Annotated in this window: 22 protein-coding genes; 15 read left to right on the top strand and 7 right to left on the bottom strand. The window is 42.9% G+C overall.

Going from position 1 to position 19,976, the window contains the following annotated elements; translation table 11 throughout:
- Positions 1 to 12 precede the first annotated feature (12 nt).
- From PFJ30894_RS02265 to PFJ30894_RS02290, 6 genes are all read left to right on the top strand, one after another.
- Positions 13 to 390 carry a MerR family transcriptional regulator gene (locus tag PFJ30894_RS02265; RefSeq protein WP_125668919.1) on the top strand — a complete coding sequence of 126 codons (378 nt, stop codon included), beginning with the start codon at positions 13 to 15 and terminating at the stop codon, positions 388 to 390.
- Between the two features lie 146 nt (positions 391 to 536).
- Positions 537 to 950 carry a GNAT family N-acetyltransferase gene (locus tag PFJ30894_RS02270; RefSeq protein WP_125668920.1) on the top strand — a complete coding sequence of 138 codons (414 nt, stop codon included), beginning with the start codon at positions 537 to 539 and terminating at the stop codon, positions 948 to 950.
- A 320-nt stretch (positions 951 to 1,270) separates the two neighbouring features.
- Positions 1,271 to 2,032 (top strand): ParA family protein, encoded by a 762-nt coding sequence (locus PFJ30894_RS02275; RefSeq protein ID WP_044492090.1) that lies wholly within the window; start codon positions 1,271 to 1,273, stop codon positions 2,030 to 2,032.
- Positions 2,025 to 2,993, top strand: coding sequence for a ParB/RepB/Spo0J family partition protein (locus PFJ30894_RS02280; RefSeq protein WP_231997930.1), 969 nt, complete (start codon positions 2,025 to 2,027; stop codon positions 2,991 to 2,993). Before PFJ30894_RS02275 ends, PFJ30894_RS02280 begins: the two co-directional genes overlap by 8 nt.
- A gap of 81 nt (positions 2,994 to 3,074) precedes the next feature.
- Positions 3,075 to 3,779, top strand: coding sequence for a DUF554 domain-containing protein (locus PFJ30894_RS02285; protein ID WP_125668922.1), 705 nt, complete (start codon positions 3,075 to 3,077; stop codon positions 3,777 to 3,779).
- 17 nt (positions 3,780 to 3,796) lie between these two features.
- Positions 3,797 to 4,282: a DUF4446 family protein gene (locus PFJ30894_RS02290; RefSeq protein WP_021718799.1), complete on the top strand. Its 486-nt coding sequence runs from the start codon at positions 3,797 to 3,799 to the stop codon at positions 4,280 to 4,282.
- A 130-nt stretch (positions 4,283 to 4,412) separates the two neighbouring features.
- On the opposite strand, the gene PFJ30894_RS02295 is transcribed toward PFJ30894_RS02290, so the two are convergent.
- Together PFJ30894_RS02295 and PFJ30894_RS11770 are read right to left on the bottom strand one after the other, a co-directional pair.
- Positions 4,413 to 6,206 (bottom strand): sulfatase-like hydrolase/transferase, encoded by a 1,794-nt coding sequence (locus tag PFJ30894_RS02295; protein WP_125668923.1) that lies wholly within the window; start codon positions 6,204 to 6,206, stop codon positions 4,413 to 4,415.
- Between the two features lie 211 nt (positions 6,207 to 6,417).
- Entirely contained in the window at positions 6,418 to 6,585 is a 168-nt protein-coding gene (locus tag PFJ30894_RS11770) for a hypothetical protein (RefSeq protein ID WP_155164053.1), read from the bottom strand.
- A gap of 599 nt (positions 6,586 to 7,184) precedes the next feature.
- Here PFJ30894_RS11770 and PFJ30894_RS02300 point away from each other — a divergent pair.
- From PFJ30894_RS02300 to PFJ30894_RS02340, 9 genes are all read left to right on the top strand, one after another.
- Positions 7,185 to 8,363 (top strand): ABC transporter substrate-binding protein, encoded by a 1,179-nt coding sequence (locus PFJ30894_RS02300; protein WP_125668924.1) that lies wholly within the window; start codon positions 7,185 to 7,187, stop codon positions 8,361 to 8,363.
- Positions 8,364 to 8,507: 144 nt separating this feature from the next.
- Positions 8,508 to 9,683 (top strand): ABC transporter substrate-binding protein, encoded by a 1,176-nt coding sequence (locus PFJ30894_RS02305; protein WP_021718795.1) that lies wholly within the window; start codon positions 8,508 to 8,510, stop codon positions 9,681 to 9,683.
- A gap of 93 nt (positions 9,684 to 9,776) precedes the next feature.
- Positions 9,777 to 10,673 (top strand): branched-chain amino acid ABC transporter permease, encoded by an 897-nt coding sequence (locus PFJ30894_RS02310; RefSeq protein WP_021718794.1) that lies wholly within the window; start codon positions 9,777 to 9,779, stop codon positions 10,671 to 10,673.
- A gap of 9 nt (positions 10,674 to 10,682) precedes the next feature.
- A complete protein-coding gene (locus tag PFJ30894_RS02315) occupies positions 10,683 to 11,642 on the top strand; it encodes a branched-chain amino acid ABC transporter permease (RefSeq protein WP_021718793.1) in 960 nt (319 codons plus the stop codon).
- The gene (locus PFJ30894_RS02320; protein WP_125668925.1) at positions 11,617 to 12,387 is read left to right on the top strand and encodes an ABC transporter ATP-binding protein; all 771 of its coding nucleotides are present in this window, start codon (positions 11,617 to 11,619) and stop codon (positions 12,385 to 12,387) included. Before PFJ30894_RS02315 ends, PFJ30894_RS02320 begins: the two co-directional genes overlap by 26 nt.
- Positions 12,387 to 13,091 carry an ABC transporter ATP-binding protein gene (locus PFJ30894_RS02325; RefSeq protein WP_021718791.1) on the top strand — a complete coding sequence of 235 codons (705 nt, stop codon included), beginning with the start codon at positions 12,387 to 12,389 and terminating at the stop codon, positions 13,089 to 13,091. The genes PFJ30894_RS02320 and PFJ30894_RS02325 overlap by 1 nt, the downstream gene beginning before the upstream one ends.
- A 24-nt stretch (positions 13,092 to 13,115) precedes the next feature.
- Positions 13,116 to 13,775, top strand: coding sequence for a CBS and ACT domain-containing protein (locus tag PFJ30894_RS02330; RefSeq protein WP_021718790.1), 660 nt, complete (start codon positions 13,116 to 13,118; stop codon positions 13,773 to 13,775).
- 3 nt (positions 13,776 to 13,778) lie between these two features.
- Positions 13,779 to 13,976, top strand: coding sequence for a DUF951 domain-containing protein (locus PFJ30894_RS02335; protein WP_021718789.1), 198 nt, complete (start codon positions 13,779 to 13,781; stop codon positions 13,974 to 13,976).
- A gap of 67 nt (positions 13,977 to 14,043) precedes the next feature.
- Positions 14,044 to 14,421, top strand: a complete 378-nt coding sequence (locus tag PFJ30894_RS02340) for a VOC family protein (RefSeq protein ID WP_046430420.1) — start codon at positions 14,044 to 14,046, stop codon at positions 14,419 to 14,421.
- 140 nt (positions 14,422 to 14,561) lie between these two features.
- On the opposite strand, the gene PFJ30894_RS02345 is transcribed toward PFJ30894_RS02340, so the two are convergent.
- From PFJ30894_RS02345 to PFJ30894_RS02365, 5 genes are all read right to left on the bottom strand, one after another.
- Complete coding sequence (locus PFJ30894_RS02345) at positions 14,562 to 15,659, bottom strand: ABC transporter permease (RefSeq protein ID WP_125668926.1); 1,098 nt, start codon at positions 15,657 to 15,659, stop codon at positions 14,562 to 14,564.
- Complete coding sequence (locus tag PFJ30894_RS02350) at positions 15,656 to 16,762, bottom strand: ABC transporter permease (RefSeq protein ID WP_046430417.1); 1,107 nt, start codon at positions 16,760 to 16,762, stop codon at positions 15,656 to 15,658. The genes PFJ30894_RS02345 and PFJ30894_RS02350 overlap by 4 nt, the downstream gene beginning before the upstream one ends.
- On the bottom strand, positions 16,759 to 18,255 hold the full coding sequence (locus tag PFJ30894_RS02355; RefSeq protein WP_125668927.1) for an ATP-binding cassette domain-containing protein: 1,497 nt from the start codon (positions 18,253 to 18,255) through the stop codon (positions 16,759 to 16,761). Before PFJ30894_RS02355 ends, PFJ30894_RS02350 begins: the two co-directional genes overlap by 4 nt.
- Before the next feature lies 1 nt (position 18,256).
- Positions 18,257 to 19,117 (bottom strand): efflux RND transporter periplasmic adaptor subunit, encoded by an 861-nt coding sequence (locus PFJ30894_RS02360; protein WP_113077603.1) that lies wholly within the window; start codon positions 19,115 to 19,117, stop codon positions 18,257 to 18,259.
- A gap of 66 nt (positions 19,118 to 19,183) precedes the next feature.
- Positions 19,184 to 19,768, bottom strand: a complete 585-nt coding sequence (locus tag PFJ30894_RS02365; RefSeq protein WP_021718783.1) for a TetR/AcrR family transcriptional regulator — start codon at positions 19,766 to 19,768, stop codon at positions 19,184 to 19,186.
- Positions 19,769 to 19,976: the final 208 nt, after the last annotated feature.

Below are 19,976 nucleotides of genomic sequence, written 5' to 3' on the forward strand. Positions count from 1 at the left end.
TAAGGATAAAAAATGAAAATCGGTGCATTTGCGGAATTAACTGGGATCAGTGCTTATACTTTGAGATATTATGAAAAAAAGGGCCTGTTGTTTGTTAAACGTGATCAAAATGGCTGTCGCAATTATCTGGCCGAAGATAGGGAATGGGTACAGTTTTTGTGTAAATTAAAAGCGACAGGGATGCTGCTGCGTGATATAAAGAGATATGCACAGCTGCGTTATAATGGGGACGGTACTATTGCCGAGCGGTTGGAGCTTTTGCTGAAACATCAGGTTTATGTAGCTGAAGAAGTACATAAATGGCAACAGTACAGTGAAAATCTGCAGGCTAAAATAGCTGTTTATCAAGAACAATTATTACAGCAGCGACAGAATGCAGATCTGAAATAGCAGTATACTCAGGTTATATTACGGCAATTATAAATACAGGATGTAAATTCTTTATCAGCGGATGAAGAAAATGATTGGGTGTTCTAAGTCACGCCTTGTTTTTGAAAGGTGTAGATTTAGACACTTTTTTTGAAGGGAGCAGACAAATGGTAAAAATTTATAATTTTTTGTGTACAGAAGCAAAAACTATCAGAGAAAAAGTTTTTATGGAAGAACAAGGTTTTAAAAATGAATTTGATGAATATGACGAAATGGTTCCGCATGCAGTACTATTTATGGAAGGGCGTGCTGTGGCGACAGGAAGGTTACTTCCGGGAGAGCGGTCGGGGGATTTTATTATTGGGAGGGTGGCTGTTTTGCCGAAGTTCCGTGACAGAAATTTAGGGGCACAGATCATGCTGGCACTGGAACAGGAAGCACGCAGAGTTGGCGGTAAGCGGATCAGTTTGTCCGCTCAATGTCGTGCCAGTGGCTTTTACCAGACTTTAGGCTACCGGGAAATTGGTGAGGCATATTTGGATGAATTTTGTCCGCATATTTTAATGGAAAAAAGCCTGTAAAATAAAAAACAGATTTTGATGAAGTTTTAGTAAAAGCAAATTTCATTAAATATGTGGATAAAACTGTGGGTTATGTTGATAAAAACTCAAAGCAGTGGTAATAGAAGCAAAGCTGGAGGAAGTTTTGGCTGCAAAGAATGTTGCAGCAATGTTTCACGTGAAACATTGCATGGAAGAAGCTGTGTAAAAGACGATGATTTGAAAGAAAGTAAGTGAATTTTAGTTTTTGCTATAGGTGAAACACTTAATTTGTGATAAAATGGGAAACAGATGAAATTCAAATAATTTATTTTGAAGATATTAAGGGTGAGGTGAAGATTTTGGTTAAGGTTATCGCTATTGCCAATCAGAAAGGCGGCGTCGGTAAAACTACGACTACTGTCAATTTGGCGGCGTGTCTGGCACAGAAGGGACGCAAAGTATTATTGATAGATTCTGATCCGCAGGGTAATTCTACCAGCGGGTTGGGATTTGATAAGCGCGATATCAAAAAGTGTATTTATGATACGTTGATCGATGATGTGCCGATGAAAGAATTGATCATCCATAGTTCCTATGATAATTTGGACGTACTGCCGGCGACGATCCAGCTGGCAGGAGCCGAGATCGAACTGGTAAGTCTGATGAACAGAGAAGGTCGCCTGAAAAGCTCATTGGAACGTGTTAAGCACGACTATGATTATGTGCTGATCGACTGCCCTCCGTCTTTAGGACTGCTGACTATCAACGCACTGACGGCTGCCAGTTCGGTGCTGATCCCTATTCAGTGCGAATTTTACGCCCTGGAGGGTGTCAGTCAGCTGATGAATACGATAAAATTAGTGCAGAGAAATCTTAATCCGGCTTTAAAGCTGGAGGGCGTAGTGATGACGATGTATGACGCGCGGACCAATTTATCGGCCGACGTTGTCGATGAAGTAAAAAAATATTTTGAAACGAAAATGTACAATACTATTATCCCGCGCAACGTACGCTTGAGTGAAGCTCCCAGCCATGGACAGCCGGTCATTGTCTACGACCCAAAATCCAAGGGTGCGATGGTTTACCAGGAACTGGCACGGGAGGTAATCGGTGATGAATAAAAAAGGTTTAGGCAAAGGTTTGGGTGCAATTTTTGGTGATGCAGCCGATCCGGTCAATACAGCGGTAGAACCGGTACGTAGTGACGAAGAAAAGAAGGAGCTGCTTCTGAAAGATATTGTTCCTAATCCACATCAGCCGCGGCAGGTTTTTGATGCAGCGAAACTGGCAGAATTAGTTGAATCTATCAAGCTGCATGGAGTAATTCAGCCGTTGGTAGTACGTAAACACGGACGTAAATATGAGATCGTTGCCGGAGAGCGTCGCTGGCGTGCTTCCAAGGAAGCCAAGCTGAAAACTGTTCCGGTTATTATTCGTGATTATGATGATGCAACGATGATGGAAATTGCTTTGGTAGAAAATATTCAGCGTCATGATCTTAATCCGCTGGAAGAAGCAGAAGGCATCAAACGGCTGATGACCGAATGCAAGCTGACACAGGAAGATGCTGCGAAAAAAGTTGGCCGCAGCCGTACTGCTGTTGCTAATCTGCTGCGGCTGTTAAATTTACCGCAGCAGATCAGAGAATATGTTTCACGTGAAACATTGACGATGGGGCAGGTAAAACCGCTGCTTTCTTTGGATAATGAAAAGCAGCAGCTTGAAGTTGCTGCGGCCATTATTGAAAAAGGCTGGAGTTCACGGACAGTGGAAGACGTTGTCAAAGAGCTGAAAACTGGGCGCAGATTCAAAGTTACTGAAGAAGCGGTAATTGTTGCTGAGGAAAAAGCAAACAATAAAAAAGTAAAGGCAGCCGCGGCAGGAGATGTTTTTACCAGCGATTTTCAAAACAGGTTGGTAGAATTATTAGGAACAAAGGTCAAAGTTGTGCCCAAGGATGAAAAAAAAGGCAAAATAGAAATAGAATATTATTCACCTGAGGATCTGGAGCGGATATATGATTTGCTGAACAGACCGGCGCAGCAGACATTAAAAAGGAAGAAGCCCTGGCTGTCTGTTTAAAATAAAGTGTTGCTGCATTGGTGAAAGAATGAAGTAAGTGCAAAGGATCTGGCACGAGCAGCGCTTACCGGGAGGGGAATTATGGTCGGTTTGGGAACGCTGGTTAACTCCGGAGCGATTTTAGCCGGAGCGGGCGCAGGATTATTGCTGCGCCGCGGACTGCCGGAAAAATGGCAGGAAAGCATCATGCAGGGTGTGGCACTGTGTATCATTGTTATAGGTGTACAGATGGCTTTTAAAAGTGAAAATATCATGATTGTCATTTTCAGTATTGTTTTAGGTGCTATCGTTGGCGAAGGTATCGATATCGATACGAAGCTGCAAAGATTTGGAGATTGGATCGGCAGTAAGCTGATTGGCGGACATGATGCCGGAGCGGCCAAAGCTATTGGAGAAGGTTTTGTTGCTGCCAGCCTGATTTATTGTGTAGGCGCAATGGCGATTATCGGCAGTTTGCAGGATGGATTAAAAGGTGATACAACGATCTTATTCGCTAAATCGACTTTGGATGGTATCATTGCGATTATACTGACGGCCAATCTTGGTATCGGCGTCGCTTTGTCAGCAGTAAGCGTACTGTTATATCAGGGTACTTTGACTTTGCTGGCCGGGGTACTGGAACCGGTCTTAACTACCAGTATTTTAAATGAAGTAACTGCTACGGGCGGTATGCTGATTATGGCGATCGGTGTCAATATGCTGAAAGTGGTGCAGATTCGTATTTCTAATCTGTTGCCGGCAGTGCTTTGGGCCGGGATCATCGTTGCAGTTTCAGGTCTTTTATAAAGGGAGAAGGAAGAACAATGGAACAGATCAATCAAATTTTGGGCAATAATCTGCTGTTTATAATAGCGGTACTACTGGTCTTGATAGTATTTTTGCTGGTGATGCTGGTAAATATGAATAGTAAGCTGAGAAAATTACAGTGGAAGTATGATTATTTTACTAAAGGCACAACTATGGATTTGGACGAAGTACTTACTCAGACGCTGGAAGATGTGCGCAGTGCGGAAGCCAAAATAACAGCTTTGGAAAAGAGCCGTGATGATCTGCGGCTGCGGTTAAAAAGTTGTGTGCAGAATTTACGCGTGTTAAGATATAATGCTTTTGATAATACAGGAAGTGATTTAAGTTATTCTGTAGCTCTGGTTGATGAAGAAAATAATGGTGTGGTGCTTTCAAGCATTTATGGCAGAGAAGAAAATCGCTGTTATGCCAAACCGGTTATAGCTGGAAAATCCCAGTATGTACTTTCAAAAGAAGAACAGGAAGTATTGCAGCAAAAGTGATAAAACAGACAAAAAAAGCATCGTTTTAAACGGCCTGTAAGGCTGGCGAAATCAAAAATGAATAGAATGGACTGCATCATAAAGGAAAAACGCTCACAAGCGATTTGTGGGCGTTTTTTCTGTGTTGACCTTAATCAGCAAATGGATCTTCACTAAGACTTTTTTTGCCATATAAAGTTTTTAAATTTGTGCTTGTGTTTTTATAATTTTTATCTGCCAGCGAGTTTGTTTCTTCCAAAACAGGAAAAGGAATCTGCATGATATTGATAAGCGTATCAAAAATAAGGTCATTAGTAAAATAGGCTGACGTATGCTTCTTTAAAATAGCCATAGTATGCGGGTATTTTTGAATATAGTTATCAGAGAAATACATATACAATGGAATGCGTGCCATATCGAAAGTAAATCTGGAAGCGTCGTGACCAAGACCTGCATCAACATCATCGGCATGATCTGAAAAATAAATCAGCCCCTGAAAGTTTGGCAGATCTTTTACCGCACTAAAAAGCTGCTTCATGACAAAATCGTTGTAAAGAATACTGTTATCATACTTATCAATATGAGATTTTCCCGTCCAGCGATTAAACGCATGCGGATAACGTTCTTCGTAAGAACCATGATTACCCATCAGATGCACAACTATCAGGGCTTTGTCGAATACCGGCAGTTTTTTTAAAACATCTACCAGACTCAAGTCGAAATGAGTAGTTTGAGTAGTTTCTCCCAGATGTCCGTTTAACCAGTATTGTGTTTGTGACTGATCAGCAATTACGGAAACCGGAGTATCCCAAGCGCCGTATTTTACCTGATTGCTTATCCATACAGTATGAAAGTCTGCTGCCTGAGCAATTTCTATAATAGATGCTGCCTGTTCCAGAGGCAGAGTATTATACTGATTTTTAGCTGTTAGAGCATAAGTCAGAACGGGAACAGTATGACTGTGACAGGAATAGGCGTTATCAAAAAGCAGAAAGCCATGCTGGTTTTTGATTGATTGAAGCCATGGTGTCGTAGGCCGGTGATAACCGTAAGCAGACATGTGGCCTTTATTTTGCGATTCGCCTATAACCAGAACGTAGACACCTGCAGCGTTTTTGGGAAGGGATTTTAAAGACCCAAGTATTTTTTGACGGGCGTTTTTTTGGGCAGAAAAATTATCATATTGAGCCAAAGCATTTCTTGTCTCCCGTAATGTATTGGTAAAAAAATTATCAGGGGTTATAGAACTTTTATATACTGTCAGCAGGTTAAGAAGCACAAATACAGCAATCGCTACTGGAGGCATATTATTTATGCGGCAGCTTTTAAGACGCAAGTGTAAAAGCAGAGAAAACACCAGATAAACAAGAACAAGAAAAAGAAATAATAATAAAGTCTGCCCAGTAAAGTTTGTTTGCAGATATTCGTAACTTTCAGAAACATTGGTTTGTAATAGTGCAAGAATTGTTGTGGCAGTGGGGAAACTTTGGCTGGAAGTATAATAACCCCAAACTGCTGTTGAAAGAAGAAACGTACAGATTTGGAGTAACAGTACTACTGGAGAAAGAAGTCGTAGAGTTTTATATGCGGTACTGTAATAATACAGAAAAAAAATGATATTGGTAAATGAAAGTGAAAATATAGAATAATAAGCTATATTGACGGAAGTTATAACTTCGCCGGCTGCGGTTTTACAAAATAGCAGTGATAAAAGCGGCAGCAGAGCTAATAAATAATTGTAAAAATAAATTCTGGAATAGGAGAATATTGATGTAAGGCAGCTCGTAATAAATACGGTGAATAACAGCTGCTTTGTTTTGGTAATAATAAAAGTTCCGCTGCCAAGCAGCTGTAGGATTAGCAGGACTGCAAATAAAATAAGAAAAAAGTGCCTAAATTGTTTGGTGAAAATATTTTTCATAAGTAATAATTTGTTTTTTATCATTATATGCAATAAAATCGCCTCCGAACAAATATTTTAGCACATTTGCCCCCCCCCACAAGACCGCAAAACTAAAAAGAGGTTATAATAGCTGTTATTTATTTGGAGGAAATAAAAAAGCGATTCCTAATAATTTAGAAATCGCTTTTATAATGTTTACATATATATATTGGTAATTCTTATTTTTGTAGAAAAAGATGAGCAGTTCTACGCACTACATATTTCCGTGGAACAGCTGCAGAAGGATGAACATTATTTGCGCGCTCATCAGGTACTTAAACCAGATTTTAGCATAAATAAATCCCTGTGGACTTACTTCATAGGCACCGGCAATACGTCCCTGGACACCATAAGACTCCAAAGCAGAAAGAAATAACAGCATACATCCGGGTTCCCAGCTGTCACCGGTAATGAGCCAGATACAGTAGAATAAGAAAAGAATATCAATGAGAAAATAAATCAGAAAAAAAATAGTGGTTTTATCAATAAAAACAACATGTACCTTTTTGGTACTTCTGCGCGCTTCGACTATGGCCCGGAAGTTATGCAGGAATAAAGCCAGCTCCCGGTGATATATGAAGGAAAAAACTTTCGCACATAAAAAAAGTAAGGGTATATAATGCATAGGAGCTCCTATCTGTAATCGATTAACATACAAGGATATTATACATCATATCAAGAAAAGCTGCCAAGCCATTTCCATGAATTTTGTATACAGTCTATGTTAAATGGAAAAAAGTATCTTGGATACGGATTAAAATAAAAAAAGTCCAAAAAATACAAAATCGTAAGGTAAATTATTTGTTTTTTGTATGGATTTACAAAAAAAGAGTTGACAAAAGTGTGAAAAATTATTTATAATTGTGAGCAGATAGTTACAAACGTAGCTTTGCCAGGAAAATACTGTTAAGAGGGGAACAGCGTCGGCTGCTGCATAGAAGTAACCAATTTATACTATTATAGGAAAAGGGGAAAGAACAAATGAAAACCTGGAAAAAAGTTGCCAGTGCTGCTTTGGCAGTGATGGTATTTGCTTCGCTGACAGCAGGCTGCGGCGGCGGAGACAAAAAGAAAGAGGCTGCAAACAGCAACGAAATCGTAGTAGGTGCAAGCTTTGAGCTGACCGGTAATGTCGCCAATTACGGCAAGTCTACTCTTTCAGGCTTAAAAATGGCTTTTGATGAAGTAAATAAAGCCGGCGGTATTGATGGTAAAAAATTGCGTATCGTGGAAAGCGATAACAAGTCGGAACCTTCTGAAGCAGGTAACTCGGTTACCAAACTCGTCACTCAGGATAAGGTAATAGCTGTTGTCGGACCGGCAACCAGCGGTTGTGTAGCTGCTTCCACACCTATCACTACTGCTAATAAAGTGCCTTTGATTGCACCTTGTGCAACTGCGCCGAACATTACTGTCGAAAATGGCAAAGTAAAAGAATTTGTGTTCCGTTCCTGCTTTATCGATCCCTTCCAGGGACGTGTTATGGCAGAATTTGCTGATAAAAACCTGAAAGTAAAAAATGTAGCGATTTTGTATGATGCTTCCAGTGATTATTCCAAAGGCTTAGCTGAAGTATTTACTAAAACTATGGAAGAAAAAGGCGGCAAGATCGTCGCTAAAGAAGCTTTTCTTGCTAAAGACCTTGATTTTAAATCTGCCCTGACGAAAATCAAATCCACTAATCCGGAAGCAATCTATATTCCCGGGTATTATGAAGAAGTTGCTAAAATCATTAAACAAACACGTGAATTGGGGTTGAATGTTCCGCTTTTGGGATGCGATGGCTGGGATAGTCCGAAGCTTGTTGAAATCGGCGGTCCTGAAGCTTTGAACAATACGTATTTCTCCAGCGCTTATTCCGCACAGGATAAAGAGCCTTCCGTACAAAAATTCATCGCCGGTTATAAAGCTATGTATAATAAAGAGCCTGATGTTTTCTGTATGCAGGGTTATAATGCCGGTCTGATTTTAGCTGACGCTATTAAACGTGCAGGAACTGCTGACGGTACTAAATTGGCTGCGGCTATTGCTGCGACTAAAGACTTGTCTGTTGCCAGTGGTAAATTGACTTATGACGCAGATCATAACCCGATCACCAGCGCTATTATTATTGAATTAAAAGACGGCGTTCAGACTTTCAAAGAAAAAATCACGCTGTAATTCAGATAAAAAAACTGTTTGCAAAAGAATATATAATATAGAACCCAGGTAGACCCATTGTTTTTTAGATGTTTTTTAGTCCGGCGTGTTTTAAACGCGCCAGATTAAATATATTTTGCAGTTTTCATCAGAGGGGGAAAAACAATGAAAAAAGTTACCAAGGTATTCTCAGTAATGGTAGCAAGCGTAGCTTTAGCAGCTATGCTCAGCGGCTGCGGCGGCGATAAAAAACCGGCCGGCGGCGATACCATCAAGGTCGGCGGTAATCTTGAGATGACCGGCGGCAGTGCCAGTTTTGGTATTTCTTCGAAAAATGCTATTGAGCTGGCTTTCAAAAACATTAATGACAAAGGTGGCATTAATGGCAAAAAACTGGAGCTTGTTGTGGCGGATAACAAGTCCGAAGCAGCAGAAGCTACCAATGCCATGCAGAAGCTGGTCTCTCAGGACAAGGTTGTTGCCGTTATCGGCCCAAACCTTTCCTCGGCTACGATAGCCGCAGGCGCGATCAATAACGGCAGTAAAGTGCTGGATATTGCTCCTATGGCTACCAACCCTAACGTTACAGTTGATCCGGCGACAGGAAAAACAAAAGAATATAATTTCCGCGCTTGCTTTATTGATCCGTTCCAGGGTACTGTTATGGCAAACTTTGCTAAAAATGATTTACAGGCAACAAAAGCAGCGATCCTTATCGATAATTCTTCTGACTATGCCAAAGGTCTGGCGGCGTTCTTTAAAGAGAACTTTATCAAGAACGGCGGCACTGTTGTGGCTGAAGAATCCTATCTGCAAAAGGATACCGATTTTAAAGCTACTTTGACTAAAATCAAAGCTGCGGCTCCGGATATTCTGTATGTTCCCGGCTATTACCAGGAAGTTGGTATGATCGTTAAGCAGGGCCGTGAGATGGGTATCGAGATCCCCATGGCCGGCGGCGATGGCTGGGACAGCGCTAAACTGCCTGAAATAGCAGGTAAGGCGGCACTCAATAATACTTATTTCTCAAGCCTTTATTCTCCTGATGACGATTCTGCTTTGAATAAAGCGTTTGTCAGCGAGTATGAAAAGGCTTATAAAGTAAAACCAGACGTTTTTGCAGCGCTTGCTTATGACTCTGCTTTGCTGGTTGCCGAGGCAATCAAAAACGCAGGCGATACCGATCCTGTGAAAATCGCTCAGTCTATGGCCAAGATCAACGGTTTTCAGGGCGTATCAGGTACCGTAACCTTTGACGCGCAGCATAATCCGGTTAAAAGTGCTGTAATTATCGAACATAAAGACGGCGCTCAAACCTTCAGGACAAAAATCAATCCTTGATAAAAATCCACAATTAATTTTTGCAATGGTGCGGGCTGTGGTATTACCACAGCCTCATTGCGTTTAATCCACGAGATCAGGAGGACGGGAATTATGGACATGGGTTCCTTTATGCAGCAATTTGTCCAACAGCTTATTAACGGCATTTCGTTGGGCAGTATTTATGCGCTGGTAGCATTGGGATACACGATGATCTATGGTATCATCAAGCTTATCAACTTCGCTCATGGCGATATTTACATGTTGGGTGCGTATTTCGGCTTTATAGCAACTACAATGTTTGGCTTTTCTTTTATTCCGGCTATACTCTTTTCTATGGCCTGTGCCGCATTAGCCGGTATTATTATTGAACGCGTGGCTTATAGGCCGATGCGTAATGCTCCAAGAATCGCAATCTTAATTACGGCAATCGGTGTATCTTTCTTTCTGGAATACAGTATGATCCTTATTGCAACGCCGCAGCCGCGTACGTTCCCGGCTGTGTTTGAAGCGACTATTTATCATTTTGGACCGTTGGTAGTAAACAGCCAGCAGATCGTTATCCTGATCAGTGCGCTGATTTTGATGGCCGTACTGACTTACATTGTACAAAACACCAAAGCGGGCAAAGCGATGCGTGCAGTATCTTTTGATGCTGATGCCGCCCGTTTGATGGGTATCAATATTGACCGTGTTATTTCCATGACTTTTGCTTTAGGTTCTGCTTTGGCAGCAGCCGGCGGTGTTTTGGTAGGTATCTATTATAACTCTATCGATCCGCTGATGGGCATGGTGCCTGGTATCAAGGCTTTCGTTGCCGCAGTTCTCGGCGGTATTGGCATTATTCCCGGCGCTATGCTGGGAGGGATTATCCTGGGCGTTGTCGAGGCGATGGTCAGCGGTTTCTTTTCTTCAACCTTCCGCGATGCTGCGGCATTTGCTATCCTGATCCTTATTTTGCTCTATAAACCTGCCGGTATATTGGGCAAAAATGTACGTGAGAAAGTGTAGGTGAGAGCTATGAATGCATTGAGAAAAAAAGATTTGCTGACATTGGTAGCCTGCGCTGTACTTTTTGCTGTTATGCAGGGATTGATGATGGCAGAGATCATCGGACCTTTCTGGGAACTGAATATCGTTCTGATTTGTATTAATATTATTCTTTCAGTCAGCTTGAACCTGATCAATGGTTACACAGGCCAGTTTTCTATCGGACATGCGGGCTTTTTGGCGGTTGGTGCTTATACCGGCGCTATCGTTACGGTCAAGCTTGGTTTTTCATATGAGCTGGCATTGATAGCGGGCACAGTTGCTGCCGGCTTTTTGGGATTTTTGATTGGTCTGCCGACATTACGTCTGAATGGCGATTATCTGGCGATTGCGACACTTGGTTTAGGTGAGATCATTCGTATCTGTATCCTGAATATCGATTATGTGGGCGGTGCTTCCGGACTGATGGGCATACCCCGTTTGACCAATTTCCCCTGGGTTTTCTGGATTATGATCTTCATCATTTTCTTTATTAAAAATTTCAAGAATTCAGCGCCAGGACGCTGTTGTCTGGCAATTCGCGAGAATGAGATCGCTGCTGATACTATGGGTATCGACACTACGAAATACAAAGTTATGGCGTTTACGCTGGGGGCTGCTTTTGCCGGCACTGCAGGCGTATTGTTCTCGCATTACTTTTATATTGCACATCCGGCATCCTTTACTTTCATGCGTTCTTTCGATATTCTGACCATGGTCGTTTTAGGCGGCCTGGGCTCGATGACAGGCGCTATTACCGGCGCTGTGCTGCTGACTTTTATTTCTGCTTATCTGGCAGAATATCCTGAATGGCGGATGATAATTTACTCGATTACTCTGATCGTACTGATGCTGCGCCGTCCGCAGGGACTGTTCGGTAATAAGGAGCTCAGCTTGAAAATGTTTCATTTAGGAGGTGGCAAAGATGGAAGCACTGCTGAAAGTAAATGATATTTCGATGGTTTTCGGCGGCTTGCGTGCTGTCTCCAACTTTTCCATGGAAATCAAAGCAGGTGAGCTGATTGGGCTGATCGGTCCCAACGGAGCCGGAAAAACTACGGCTTTTAATATGATTACCGGTGTTTATACACCTACTGAAGGCGAGATAATGTTCAACGGTACGCGAACCAGCGGTAAAAAATCGTATCAGGTAACGCAGCTGGGAATGGCGCGTACTTTCCAGAATATCAGACTTTTTTCCGAGCTTTCGGTTATCGACAATGTCAAAATTGCTTATAATATGCATGTCAAATATACTTTAGGCGAGGCGATTGCCCGGATTGGCCGTTATTTCAGCGAAGAGGATGAAATTACCAAAAAAGCCCTGGAGCTTTTAAAAATCTTTAAGCTGGAAGATAAAGCTTATGAAACAGCAAAAAATCTTCCCTATGGTGAACAGAGACGGCTGGAGATTGCCCGCGCACTGGCCACGGAACCGAAGCTGCTGCTTTTGGATGAACCGGCTGCAGGTATGAATCCACAGGAAACTAAAGAGCTGATGGAAATGATCCGCTGGATCAGAGATAAATTCAGCTTGTCGATTTTGCTGATCGAACATGATATGGGTTTGGTTATGGGGGTCTGCGAGCGGATATATGTTCTGGAATATGGTTTTTGTATTGCCAGCGGCACGCCTGATGAAATCAAAAATAATAAACGCGTTATCGAAGCATACTTGGGCGAGGAGGTATCCTGATGTTAAAGGTAGACAATATCGATGTATATTATGGTGCTATCCACGCTATCAAGGGCATCAGTATCGAGGTACCGAAAGGTGAGATCGTAACTCTGGTAGGGTCTAACGGCGCCGGCAAAAGCACAACGCTGCGGACTATTTCCGGGCTGATGAAACCGAAAAACGGCACGATCTTGTTTGAAGATAAAAATATCGTCGGCGTACCGGCACATAAAATTGTGGGTATGGGCCTATGTCAGGTTCCGGAAGGAAGGCATGTTTTTGCAAATATGTCGGTCATGGAAAACCTGGAACTGGGTGCATACCTGCGTAATGATAAGGATGGTATTGCCCGCGATCTGGAAGACGTTTTTAAAAAATTTCCTAGACTGCTGGAACGTAAGGACCAGATTTCAGGAACACTTTCCGGCGGTGAGCAGCAAATGCTGGCTATGGGACGGGCTTTGATGAGCAGGCCGAGACTTTTGCTGTTGGATGAACCCTCAATGGGTCTGGCACCATTGCTTGTTAAAGAAATTTTTAATATAATAAAAGAAATAAACGAGAGCGGTACAACGGTGCTTTTGGTAGAACAAAATGCCAATATGGCTTTATCAATTGCCGATAAAGCTTATGTATTGGAAACCGGCCGCATCGCTTTGGCAGGTACAGCACAGGAATTAGCCAGCAGTGAAGCTGTGCGTAAGGCTTATTTGGGCGGCTGATGCCGGAAAAGGAGCGTGTTTACAATGCTAGTTAAAGACTTTATGACACCTAACGTATTAACGATTTCAGAAGACAAAAGCATGCTGGAAGCCCGGGAACTGATGAAGAGCAGTGCTTTTCGCCGTATTCCGGTTGTAGATGATATCAAAAGAGTGATGGGCATTATCACTGATGGCGACGTTGGGCGCACTTCACCTTCTGATGCCAGTACTTTATCACGTTATGAAGCTAATTATCTGCTGTCACGCCTGAAGGTACGCGACGTAATGACCCGCGATGTGATTACTGTGCGTGATAACAGTGCAATTGAGGATGTAGCCTATATATTGTATAAACATAAGATCAACGCTCTGCCTGTTGTGAATGAAGATAACAGGCTGTGCGGCATTATTACGGACAGCGATATTTTCCGCGCTTTTGTTACCATCATGGGCATTGCTAAAAGCTGCACTCGTATCACGATCGATGTTACTGATAAGGTCGGCGTTATTGCCGATATCGGCGGTATGTTCCGCGATCAGGGCATCAATATCATTTCTGTTGTAACCAAGCGTAATGATGCCGATACTACGGAGCTGACTATTCGCGCTGACCTTTCGCAGCATGGTATGGATATTATTGAGCAGATCCGTGAAGCCGGTTACGATGTAACGGATATCAGTACGGTGAAGGGTGTAGAATAAGCTATGTTGGACGCTAAGTTCAATGTCGGCGATGTAGTGCGGATGAAAAAAGCTCATCCCTGCGGGTCCTTTGAATGGGAAATTACCCGTACAGGAATGGATTTTGGTTTAAAATGCAGGGGCTGCGGTCATTTTGTAATGATTGCCAGGCCTAAGTTCATTAAAGCTGTAAAAGCTGTGGTTTCTGCGGCCGATCAGTAAAATAGCAAAAAGCTCTGCTGTAAGGCAGAGCTTTTTAATTAAAAATATTGAAAGAGAGCGGCGCAAAATGCAGATTACAGCTTTAGATCATTTGGTTTTGACAACGAGTAATTTTGAACTCTGCGTCTGGTTCTATCGTGATGTCCTGGGGATGGAACTGTTGTGCCAGGACGACCATTATGCATTTCGCTTCGGTATGCAGAAGATCAATGTTCATCGTTGTCCTGCGGAATTTTTGCCGGCGGCCGGAAATGTGGCTTACGGCAGTCTGGATATTTGTCTGCTGACGGTAACGGAACTGCCCATTGTTTATCAGGAGCTGGCAAAGCATGGTATCGCGGTTGAAGTTGGTATCGTCGAGCGTAATGGTGCTTTAGGGAAAATGCAGAGCCTTTATGTGCGTGACCCTGATAACAATCTGGTCGAAATCAGCAGATATGAATGAAAACGGTTGAAAAACAAGCCCCCCTGTTTCTGATGAAACGGAGGGCTTGTTTTTTTATAAAGGCTGAAGTGACGTTGCAGGGCAAAGAGTACAAGGCTCTGTTCCGGTGTGATAGTAACAGTTTCCGGAATTTGATGATTTTATTCCAGTTTACTTTTAAAGGTCCAGCCGGCAATACTTAGTGTTAAAACAGCTATTAAGGCCAGCGGTATCAAATTTATCAGCACATGATACATATCCATATTTTTCAGCAGTAAGCCTTTGGCAATGACCAGAAAGAAACGCAGCGGATTAAGGTAAGTGAGGTATTGCAGTATGACCGGCATATTATCAATAGGCGAGATAAATCCTGATAACAATACGGCAGGCATCTGAAAGGTAAAGACACCTAAAATAGCCTGCTGCTGCGTTCTGCATAAGGATGAAATAAACAGACCGACACCGACTAAAGCTAAAAGAGCGACAAAGTCAGCTGCTAAAAAAACTGCAAGCGAACCAACCAAAGGAAAATCAAAAAAGTGTACTGAAATAGCAAGCATCACCATTGTCAGAAGCCAGGCTAAGAGCTGGGCCGGTACGGCTTTGCCGATGAGGATCTCGGTAGAAGACAGAGGGCTGACAATGAGCTGGTCAAAAGTACCGACTTCTTTTTCCCGGGCAATAGACAGCGATGTCAGTAAAAGCACAATGACCATCGAGAGCATAGCCATCAGGGAAACGAGTGAGTAATACTTATAATCAAGGTTGACATTGAACCAGTTTCTGGTGACTATTTCCAAGCGTGGCTCGCTGCCGGATAATTCTTTGGCATAGCTTTGGATGATCTGTGTAGCATAGCTGCCGATGATTGAAGCGGAATTTGTCTGCCTGCCGTCTGTTATCAGCTGCACGCTGGCGCCGGTCTTGTTTTTTATAGATACGGCAAAATCAGGAGGTATTTCCAGAGCCAGGCTTGCTTTTTGGATATCAATGCTTTGTTTGAGCTGTTCAGGCGTGTCAACAACCGCTACAGAGTTGAACCAGGGCGAATTTGCAAAATGGCTGATCAGCTCGCGGGAATAGTAGCTGCGGCTGTTATCCAGCACTAACATATCAATATTTTTTACTTCCATTGTTACAGCGTTGGCGAAAACAATAAGCTGAATAATAGGCATGATGGTAACGATCATTCTGCTGCGGGGATCTTTCCAGATTGCTTTAAATTCTTTAATGATCAGCGTCAATAATCGTGTTGTCATTTTTCCAACCTCACTAACGTATTTTTATAAACTAAAAATAACAACACAAGGCACAGACAGCTTAAATAAACGGTGTTGATCAGAACTATATCACTGATAGTTCCTGCTAAAAACTCACTTTCAATAAACGACACAAAATAACGCTGCGGTAAAACTGCTGTTAAATATCTGAAAAAAGCAGGCATGGATGAAATCGGAAACATCAGCCCGGAAAGGAGCAGTGCCGGTAAAAAACCCATGACTAAAGAGATCTGGCAGGCCAGAAATTGATTTTTAAAAATCGTGGATACCAGTAAGCCGATGCCCATACAGGTCAGCAAAAACAGGCTGCCCACCAAAAATAGTATGATATAAGAACCGCGGAAGGGCAGATCAAAAACAGCGATGCATAAAAACACGTTAAACAAAAGCGAGCAGATGCCCAAAATATAGTAGGAAAAATATTTTCCGGCTACAAAATGCAATCTGCTGAGCCTGGTGCTTAACAAAGCTTCCATTGTACCCCGTTCCCATTCCCTGGCTACGACAAGCGCTGTTAAAAGGATACCGACCAGACTTAGGGTTACAGCCAGAGAACCGGGCAAAATAAAATAATGGCTGTCAAGCTTCTCGTTATACCAGATCCGCAGCTGTGGATCTATCAGACTTACCTGTTGCTTACTGTAGCCGGTCGTTTCCAGCCACTGATAAATAACGCCGCTGGCATAGCTTTGGACATAGTTGGCAGTGTTGGTTTCGCTGCCGTCGGTAATGACCAGGATCTGTGCAGTGCGGCCATTGTTAAGAGTGACAGTAAAATCGTTAGGCACGATCACGGCTCCCTGAAGTTTGGAATTGACGATATCGCTGTACATGGCGTCCTTGTCATCGTAGACCTTCGTTCTGATATACTGATTATTACTGAAAGACCTGGCCAGAGAAACTACTCTGGGGTTGGCGTCATCCAGCTTAAGGCCCAGATTGATATTGACGGAGTCGACATTGATGCCATACATATAAATCAAAGACAGCAGCGTCGGCAAGATAAAAGCAATCAAAATACTGCTGGGATCGCGAAAGATCTGCAGGAATTCTTTTTTGATAAAAGCCCATAAAATTCTCATAGCCGTCCGCTTTCTGCATCTTTGCGGTTAATAAGCGTAATAAAGGCTTCTTCCATCGTCGCAGCAGCAGCCTGCGCTTTTAAAGCTGCCGGAGTGCCGACGGCTATAGTTTCGCCCTGATAAAATAAACTGATGTTATCACAATATTCCGCTTCATCCATAAAATGAGTAGTAATCAAAATCGTGACGCCTTTTTTTGCCAGGGCGCGCAGATGACACCAAAATTCTTTGCGGGTGACCACGTCTACGCCGGAGGTGGCTTCGTCCAGAAATAAGATCGGCGGATTATGGATGAGCGCGCAGGCTAAAGATAAGCGCTGTTTGATGCCCAAAGGCAGTTTTTCTGACAGCTGGTCAAAATAGACAGTCAAACCAAAATAAGACGCGATGCTGCCGACACGTTCTTTGATTTTTGCCAGGGGAATACCGTAAATACCGGCGAAGAATTCCAGATTTTCGCGGACTGACATATTGCCGTATAATGAAAATTTCTGCGCCATATAGCCTAGATAGGAGCGGGCTAAAGTAGGATTTTTCCTGATATCTACCCCCATGATTTTTGCAGTACCGTCTGTTGGCCGGGCCAGGCCGCACATCATTTTAAAGGAGGTAGATTTGCCGGCACCATTAGGGCCCAGCAAACCAAAAATTTCACCTTTTCTGATGTGAAAGGTGTTATTTTTTACAGCGGCAAAGTTACCGTACATTTTTAAGAGGTTTAAAGCTTCCACGGGATATTCTACAGTGCTTTCCCGATAAATATAATGGGCTGCGATCTGTGATTTTTTTTCTTCATAGCCGCCCATCAGGCGGATAACTTCGCGTTCAAAATCAGCAGAAGTGGCAGCCAGTGTTTCCGGCGGACCATGAAAGATGACTTTTCCCTTATCGATAACGACGGTATTGTCAAAACTGTTAGCTTCGTCCAGATAAGCCGTAGACCAGATTACGGTGGTATCTTCTTTGATCGTCGCCCGTACCAGACGCATTAAATCGCGGCGTGAGATGGGATCTACACCAACAGAAGGCTCATCTAAGACCAGGAATTTAGGGTCTCCTAAAAGCGCGCAGGCTAAACCAAGCTTCTGCTTCATACCGCCGGATAAATTACCGGCCAGTCGTTTTTGAAAGGGCCGCAGACCGGTAAAGTCCAAAAGTTCGTCAAAATTTTTATCGACTGATTTCAAATCTGCATAGAATTCCAGGTTTTCACGTACGCTCAGGTCTTCGTACAGTCCAAATTTTTGCGGCATATAACCTATTTGAGCGATAAGTTCTTTTTTTTGCCGGGCCGGATCATAACCAAGGGTCGTAACGGTTCCCGAATCGGCACACAAAAGCCCGATTATGATACGCAGAAGCGTGGTTTTACCCGCGGCATCGGCACCTACGATACCTGTCATTTGTCCTGTAGGTATGGTAAGCGTCAAATCGTCTATAGCAGTCGTATGTTCAAATTTTTTAGTAATATTATTTATTACTACCGTATCCATTTTACTTACCCCGGGTATCCTTCAAATCGATCAAAACAGTCGTGGGCATTCCCTGACGCAGAAATTTATCCGGGTTATCGGCATAAACACGGATCATGTAGACTAGATCTGTACGCAGATCGGTTGTCTGTACGCTTTTGGGCGTAAATTCGCTGACAGGGGAAATATAACCGATATGACCCTGATACGTTTTCCTGGCGCCTGTCTGCGGATCAGTACTGTCGGTAATGATCTGTGCCGGCATACCATCGTAAATATTGCCCAGATCTGTTTCATTGATATAGGCTCTGACCCAGATCGGGCGCGGTTTGGATAAAGTATAGACGGCCGTTCCTTTTTGAATGATCGTACCAGGCTCAACTAAACGTGCGGTAACGATGCCTTCTTCCAGTGCATAAAGTTTGGAGTAATCACTTTGCCTGGCTAAAAGATCTTTTGCGGTTACGGATGCATTATAAGCTGAGCGCGCTTCCTTCAAGGTGTTTTCCACAGTTTCAAAATCCAGCTTGGAAATAGCGCCTGTGCCATATAAAACAGTATATTTATCATAGACTGACTGCGCCTGGACCATTGCTGCATAGGCCTTGGCTACTTCACTTTCCGACTTGGCCTCCTGCAGCTTGTAATCTGCCGCGTCGATCTCTGCGACTAGGCTGCCTTCCCGTATTGTATCTCCTTCTTCAAAATACATTTTGGTGATTTGTCCCGGAACCTGAAAGCCAATATCAAATTGGCGGATATCTACATTCCCATATAGTGTTACCAGCGTAGGATCTTTTGCAGCAGGTTTCAAGAAAAACCACAGGCAGCTTATTACCGCTGTTATTACTGCTATCATGATTAAAAATTTTTTCTTCATCATACGGCTCCTTTGAGTGCTTTCTTAATTTAATAATAGAAGAAGAGCAGCCTCTTGGCAATCAACAAATCAGGGGCTTTTGTCGGATTTTGCAGTCATTGCAGCCAGCAGGGCGGGCTGGTCGATAAAGCTGCGTAGTTTGAGCCAAAAATCGAGCGGTGAAAGCGGACTGTCATGCTCGTAGCAATAGACCAATACCTGCAGATGACCATTGATGATAAATTCTATCAACAGCTGCAGCTGCGGTGTTATCTGCTGAGTAGTCAGCTGCAGGTTTTGGATCAGTACTTTCCGAATATGGTTTTTCATTTTATGGACAAAACGCGGATCGCCGTTCTGGCCTAGGAGCATTGCCAAAATACGGGCATTGCTTTTAAAAAATCTTTGTGACAACAGGCGTTCTTCTGCTGTAGGCATACCTGTGCGAAAAATACGAAGGCCATGCGGCAGAAAAGTGTCGACAAGCTGAAATAATTCATTTTCTAATTGTTTCAGCAGATCATCTGTATTATTGAAATAGGCGTAAAAAGTACTGCGGTTGTAACCGGCTTTTTTTGTAAGCTGTGAAACTGTTATTTTGTCGCAGGGCAGGGTCTGGCACAGCTGCAGAAAAGCTTCTACAATGCAGGTACGTGCTGTTGTCGGCTTAGTCATGGCAAAATCCCCTTTGCTTTTATTAATTTAATTATATTATAATCTGTCAGACTGCAAAAGAGAAGGCCGGTAAGCCGAGGGTAATTGATCGGAAACAGATCATTTATTGCCCGGGTAATATTTACAGCTTTTTTATGCTGGTCAGGGCTATTTTTACGGTTCCTGACATTTACCTGCCGCTGGGGCAGCGGTATTATATGGTTATGAA

Origin of the sequence: Phascolarctobacterium faecium, from assembly GCF_003945365.1 — a bacterium.
Taxonomy (GTDB): domain Bacteria; phylum Bacillota; class Negativicutes; order Acidaminococcales; family Acidaminococcaceae; genus Phascolarctobacterium; species Phascolarctobacterium faecium.